2 protein-coding genes are annotated in these 2,605 nt (G+C 72.2%); both read right to left on the bottom strand.

Going from position 1 to position 2,605, the window contains the following annotated elements; translation table 11 throughout:
- Nucleotides 1–1,930: type I polyketide synthase (locus tag AB0H32_RS47775; protein WP_361135853.1), on the bottom strand; the 1,930-nt coding region annotated here is incomplete at its 3' end.
- A gap of 34 nt (nt 1,931–1,964) precedes the next feature.
- Nucleotides 1,965–2,486, bottom strand: coding sequence for a phosphopantetheine-binding protein (locus AB0H32_RS47770; protein ID WP_361135850.1), 522 nt, complete (start codon nt 2,484–2,486; stop codon nt 1,965–1,967).
- Between the last annotated feature and the right edge of the window lie 119 nt (nt 2,487–2,605).

Here is a 2,605-nt window from a genome sequence, read left to right as displayed (position 1 = left end):
GCCGGACACCCCACGACTCCAACAACCGGAACAGCGCCACCTCAACAGCGAACAACGCCGGCTGCGTCGAACCCGTCTGGTTCAACCCCTCCGAGCCAACATCGACCGGCGCATCCAAAAGCCCACACACCTCGTCGTAGGCCGCGGCGAACACCGGGAACGCCCCGTACAACTCCCGTCCCATGCCGATCCGCTGCGACCCCTGACCCGAGAACAAGAACCCCACCTTGTCGCCGAGGCGGGCCGTGTTCTGGACGACGGCCGCGGACGGGGTGCCGGACGCCAGTGCCCGTACGCCTTCGGTGAGTTCCTCCAGGCTCTCGCCGACGACGGCCGCCCGGCGGTCCCAGGCGGTGCGCGTCGTGGCGAGGGAGAAGCCGATGTCGGCCGGCGAGCGGCCGGGGCCGATCCCGCCGCCCTCCAGGAAGGAGAGCAGGCGCTCCGCCTGGGCGCGCAGCGCGGCGTCGCTCTTCGCCGAGAGCACCCACGGCAGCGCGCCGGCGGCCGAGAGCCCGGCCGGCTCGGCGGCGGGCTCCTCGTCGAGGGCCGGGGCCTGCTCGATGATCGTGTGTGCGTTGGTGCCGCTGACGCCGAAGGAGGAGACGGCGGCGCGGCGGGGGTGGTCCGACTCGGGCCACTGGACGGCCTCGGTCAGCAGCTTGACGCCGCCCGCCGACCAGTCGGCCTGAGCGGTCGGCGCGTCCACGTGCAGGGTCTGCGGCAGGACGCCGTTGCGGATGGCCATCACCATCTTGATCACACCGGCGACGCCGGAAGCCGCCTGTGTGTGACCAATGTTGGACTTGATGGATCCCAGCCACAGCGGCCGGTCCCCCGGGTGCTCCCGGCCGTACGTGGCGAGCAGCGCCTCCGCCTCGATCGGGTCGCCGAGGGTGGTGGCCGTACCGTGCGCCTCGACCGCGTCGACCTGGGAAGCGGTCAGGCGTGCGTTCTCCAGCGCCTGCCGGATCACCCGCTCCTGCGAGGGCCCGTTCGGGGCCGTCAGACCGTTCGACGCACCGTCCTGGTTGACGGCGCTGCCGCGGATGACGGCGAGCACGTCGTGGCCGAGCCGGCGGGCGTCGGACAACCGCTCCAGCAGGAGCACGCCAACGCCTTCGGACATGCCCGTGCCGTCGGCTGTCGAGGAGAACGCGCGGCACCGGCCGTCGGGCGACAGGCCACGCTGCGCACTGAACGCGATGAAGGTGTTCGGCGTGGCCATCACGGTCACGCCGCCGGCCAGGGCGAGCGAGCACTCGCCGCGGCGCAGCGCCTGCGCGGCCAGGTGGAGCGCCACCAGCGAGGACGAGCAGGCCGTGTCGACGGTGACCGCCGGGCCTTCGAGGCCCAGGGCGTAGGAGATGCGGCCGGACACCACGGCGGCGGTGTTCGCGGTGACGAGGTGGGCCTCGATGTCGCTGTCGCCCGGCCGCTGGAGGTAGGCGTGGTCCTGGCCGTTGGTGCCGACGAACACGCCGGTCCGGGTGCCGCGTGCGGTGGCGGGGTCGATGCCCGCGCGTTCGAAGGCCTCCCAGGAGGTCTGCAGGAGCTGCCGCTGTTGCGGGTCCATGACCAGGGCCTCGCGGGGGGAGATCCCGAAGAACGCGGGATCGAACTCGCCGGCGTCGTAGAGGAAGCCGCCCTCGCGCACGTACGTGCGGCCCGTCCGCCCGGGCTCGGGGTCGTAGATCGTGTCCAGGTCCCAGCCGCGGTCGGTGGGGAACCCGGACACGCCGTCGCCGCCCGAGGCGACCAGCTGCCACAGGTCCTCGGGCGAGCCGACCCCGCCCGGGTAGCGGCAGGCCATCCCGACGATGGCGACGGGCTCGGTGTCCTTGGCCTCCAGCTCACCCAGCTGCCTGCGGGTCTGGCGCAGGTCCACCGTCACGCGCTTGAGGTAGTCCCTGAGCTTGTCGTCGTTCGACATGTTTTACGTCCTCGGTAGCAGTGCGTGAGAAGAGTCAGACCGACCCGAGCTCTTGGTCGATGAGGTCGAACATCTCGTCGTCGGTGGCGGCGTCGATCCGGTCGAAGTCGCGGTCGGTGCCGGGGCCTGCGTCGGCGGCGTTCGCCGCGGCGTCCTGATGGGTGTCGGTCCACTTCCAGAGCAGCGCCTTGAGCCGGGCGGTGACCTTGTCCCGTACCGCGTCCTCGGGAGCGAGTGCGGCGAGCTGCGCCTCCAGCCGGTCCAGTTCGCCGAGCACGGGCGGGGCCTCGGCGGTGAGGTCGAGCACCAGGTCCTTGTGCAGGAGCCGGGCGATCGCGACGGAGTTGGGGTGGTCGAAGACGAGGGTGGGCTTGAGCCGGAGCCCGGTCGCGGCCTTGAGCCGGTTGCGGAGCTCCACGGCGGTCAAGGAGTCGAAGCCGATGTCCCGGAAGGCCGTGGTGGGCTCGATGCGGGCAGCGGTGGCGTGGCCGAGGGCGGCTGCCGCCTGATTGCGCACCAGATTCAGCAGGACCTTCTCCTGGTCGGCCTCAGGCATCCCGGCGAGGCGGCGGGCCAGGGCGGGGGTACCTGCGACGCCGCCAGGGATGGGGTGGCGCCGACCACGAGGCGTGACAGCAGGGGCTGTGAGGCGCCCTGGACGGCACTGACGGCCTG

Origin of the sequence: Streptomyces sp. NPDC020362 (genome assembly GCF_040642095.1) — a bacterium.
Taxonomy (GTDB): domain Bacteria; phylum Actinomycetota; class Actinomycetes; order Streptomycetales; family Streptomycetaceae; genus Streptomyces.
The sequence above is the reverse complement of the archived record's forward strand: the minus strand, read 5'-3'. Positions and strand labels throughout refer to the sequence as shown.

What these genes read in the sequence shown, in the direction of transcription:
- AB0H32_RS47770 (WP_361135850.1), bottom strand. Translation starts at nt 2,486, where the DNA reads ATGCCTGAGGCCGACCAGGAGAAGGTCCTGCTGAATCTGGTGCGCAAT.